5 protein-coding genes are annotated in these 3,261 nt (G+C 43.2%); all 5 read left to right on the top strand.

Annotation, left to right across the window (positions count from 1 at the left end; genetic code table 11):
• Nucleotides 1–259: 259 nt before the first annotated feature.
• The gene (locus MUP17_00200; protein MCJ7457402.1) at nucleotides 260–1,012 is read left to right on the top strand and encodes a phosphate ABC transporter ATP-binding protein; all 753 of its coding nucleotides are present in this window, start codon (nucleotides 260–262) and stop codon (nucleotides 1,010–1,012) included.
• Nucleotides 1,012–1,761, top strand: coding sequence for an iron export ABC transporter permease subunit FetB (fetB, locus tag MUP17_00195; protein MCJ7457401.1), 750 nt, complete (start codon nucleotides 1,012–1,014; stop codon nucleotides 1,759–1,761). The genes MUP17_00200 and fetB overlap by 1 nt, the downstream gene beginning before the upstream one ends.
• 9 nt (nucleotides 1,762–1,770) lie before the next feature.
• Nucleotides 1,771–2,439, top strand: coding sequence for an endonuclease III (locus MUP17_00190; protein ID MCJ7457400.1), 669 nt, complete (start codon nucleotides 1,771–1,773; stop codon nucleotides 2,437–2,439).
• Between the two features lie 12 nt (nucleotides 2,440–2,451).
• Nucleotides 2,452–2,772, top strand: coding sequence for a cupin domain-containing protein (locus MUP17_00185; protein MCJ7457399.1), 321 nt, complete (start codon nucleotides 2,452–2,454; stop codon nucleotides 2,770–2,772).
• Nucleotides 2,773–2,777: 5 nt separating this feature from the next.
• On the top strand, nucleotides 2,778–3,261 hold a 484-nt coding region (locus MUP17_00180), incomplete at its 3' end, for a bacillithiol biosynthesis cysteine-adding enzyme BshC (protein ID MCJ7457398.1).

Below are 3,261 nucleotides of genomic sequence, written 5' to 3'. Positions count from 1 at the left end.
TCGTAGCGTCCGGGTTTATCCCGGACGTTTTTTTAATTCTTTTAGTTGCGGAAGGCCGTTCCTATGGATCCAAATTCGGACAAGGTCTTATCCGCAGGATCCTGGCGAAGACTTCAGCCTTCCATTTTTTGTTCTTAGCAAGTTGGAAACCTGAAGGTTTCCGCTACATTAAAACTTTCCCCTGCCCCTTAACAAAAAAATTGACAAGGGGATTTTTTTGTGATATAATTCGCTAAATGTTAATCTTCTTCAAATCAATATGTGCAAAATAGAACTAAAAAAAGTCACCAGAAAGAGGGCAGTAAAGGAAGGTAATAATTTAAAAGAAATGGAAGTCCTGAAAGGGGTTGATCTCTCCGTCCAGCCTGAGGAAATCTGCACTATTCTGGGACCTTCGGGGAGCGGTAAAAGCACCTTGCTCCGCCTGATAAACAGGCTGGAGGAGGTTTCCTCAGGCTCTATCTGTTTAGACGGGATCGATATAAAAGAGCTTGAAGTGTTGAATCTGCGAAAAAGAGTCAGTCTGGTTTTTCAGGTTCCGGTTATGTTCGATGGGAATGTGGAGGAAAATCTGCTATTCGGTCTGAAAGTCAGAGATGAGAAAAGCGAAAAAGAGATGATGAAATGCCTGAACCTGGTAGGCCTGGATTCGGATTTTTTGAAAAGAGATTCGCAGGAGTTGTCCATCGGCGAAAGACAAAGGGTTTCTTTAGCCCGGACTTTGATGCACAAGCCCGAAGTTCTACTTCTGGACGAGCCGACCTCAGCTTTAGACCCTACGGCTACTCTACAAATCGAAAAGCTTATCAAAGATTTTAATCAGGAGTTTAAACTGACCATACTTTTCGTCACTCACAATCTGAGCCAGGCGCAGAGGTTAGGGCATAGATGTGTCATTCTCATCGACGGCGAGAAAGTCGAAGAAGGTGACTCGCAAATCGTTTTGCAAAACCCTGATAATCCCTTATCCCAGAAGTTTATCAGAGGAGAATTGGTGAAGGAGGAAAAGTGATGGGCATTAAAGAGGTCCTGCTGGCTTTGATCTTGGTAGGTGTCTTTTTCGGGATATCTTTTCTTAAAAAGCTTGACCTCGAAAAAGACCTTCTCATCGGTACTTTGCGCTCCTTTGTCCAGCTAATTGCAGTGGGGTATGCCCTGGAACTGGTCTTTGACCTAAACAATCTCTGGCTCATCTTCCTGGTTATCCTGATTATGGTTGTTGTCGGGGGCCAGACTGCCGGGTCCAGGACTAAAGGAAGTTTGAAGGGTTTCACAATCTCCACTTTTTCTATCGGGGTAGGGACCTTCTTCACCTTAGGTGGATTACTCCTTTTAGGTGTCATCAATGCTGACCCGAAATATGTTATACCACTGGCTGGTATGACTATTGGAAATTCAACCACTGCCTCAGCCTTAGCCTTAGAGAGGATGCATTCAGAGATGAAGAACAAGAAGGACCAGATAGAACAGGCCCTATCCCTGGGAGTAACCTCAAGCCAGGCAGTAGAGCATTCTTTCAAAGCCACTGTCAGGGCTGCAATGATACCGACTCTAAATTTGATGAAGATCGTAGGTCTGGTGCAGCTCCCCGGAGCAATGACCGGGATGATCTTAGCCGGCGCCAGTCCACTTCAGGCGGTGAAACTTCAGATAATCGTAGTCTACATGCTCATCTGTGCGGTGAGCATAGCGGCGGTAATCACTTCCAGGCTTTCACAGAGCACCTATTTTACGAAACATCATCAACTGGTGATTTCATAGGTAAGGCTGATGGAGGATTCAAAGCAGATAAGGACAATAGAGAAACTATTGGAGAAAGAATATGGCAAGAAGATTTTGAGACTTTCACATGACCCATTATCAGAGCTTATTGCGACAATACTCTCACAGAACACCTCGGATAACAACAGTCATAGAGCTTACAGGAATTTAAAGCATAATTTCAAAAACTGGGAAGAGGTAAAATCGGCACCTTTGAGTAAAATCGTCCAGAGCATTAAAGTAGGGGGACTTGAAAAAATCAAAGCCGAGAGGATAAAAAATATTCTCAGTCAAATCTATAGAGAAAAAGGGATAGAGAGTCTTGACTTTTTAAAAAAATGGGATACAGAAAAGGTTAAAGATTATCTGAGCCATTTCACGGGAGTGGGAGATAAAACCATCGCCTGCGTGCTGCTCTTTGCCTTAGGTAGACCAGTTTTGCCAGTGGATACTCATATTCTACGGGTCAGCAAACGGCTCGGTCTGATTCCCTGGAAAACCGACTCTAAAAAAGCTCACATTCTTTTGCAGAATAAGATTCCGCCAGCTCTGGTTTACCCTTTTCATCTGGATCTTATCGAGCACGGCAGGAAAATCTGCAAAGCCAGGATCCCTTTATGTGGGGATTGCGTTCTTTTTCAAAAATGCGAGTTTAAAGACAAACATAAATATATCTAAAAAGGAGTGAAGATGCCCAAGATTGACCTTTTAAGAGAGGGGAGAAAAGTAAAAGACCCTTTTAAGCCAATTCCCATAAGCAGGGTGGGCGATGCCAATATCCTGCTTTCGATGATCAAGGGGGAATATAAAAAGCATAATCATCCCTATGATGAGTTCTTTTACGTTCTGGACGGGAAGATCGAATTGGAGTTTGATAAGGAAAAAATGGTTTTAAAAAAAGGAGAGGGGGTTCTGGTGAAGAAGGGACAGTGGCACAAATCCAGGTCTAAAGGGAAATCACTGGTGATGCTCTTTGAAAGGAGCGGGATGGAAAGCCAGTTTTCCGATTGAAACTTATGCCAGTCGATTTCAGGAAAATATTGGGCACTACGAAACTTTTTTCCGATTTCCTGTATGATTTCGGGAAAGTGGAAAGATTCTATGTTGGCGATTTTCGGAAAGATAAAAACTATTTACGGGTTTTCAAATCAATTAAGGAAAGAAAATATCAGAGAGAGAAACTTTCCTCCATTCTCGGGCAACAGAGTCGAAGGTTTGGCTCTGCAGAAGAAGGTTTTAAGAACATAGAGCTTCTCAAAGAACCGGACTCCCTGGTGATTTTCACCGGCCAGCAGGTGGGCCTTTTTGGCGGACCGCTCTTTACCATCTATAAAGCAATCTCGATACTAAAATTAGCTCAGGAACTATCTTTCAGGTTCTCCAGAAGTTTCATACCTGTTTTCTGGCTTGATTCAGAAGACCATGACTTCGAGGAGGTCAGGTCAACTTCTATCATAGATAAAGAAAATCAACTTGAAGAGATCAGATATTCTCCTGCGA

It is taken from the genome of Candidatus Zixiibacteriota bacterium, from assembly GCA_022865345.1.
Lineage (GTDB): Bacteria > Zixibacteria > MSB-5A5 > MSB-5A5 > RBG-16-43-9 > RBG-16-43-9.
The sequence above is the reverse complement of the archived record's forward strand: the minus strand, read 5'-3'. Positions and strand labels throughout refer to the sequence as shown.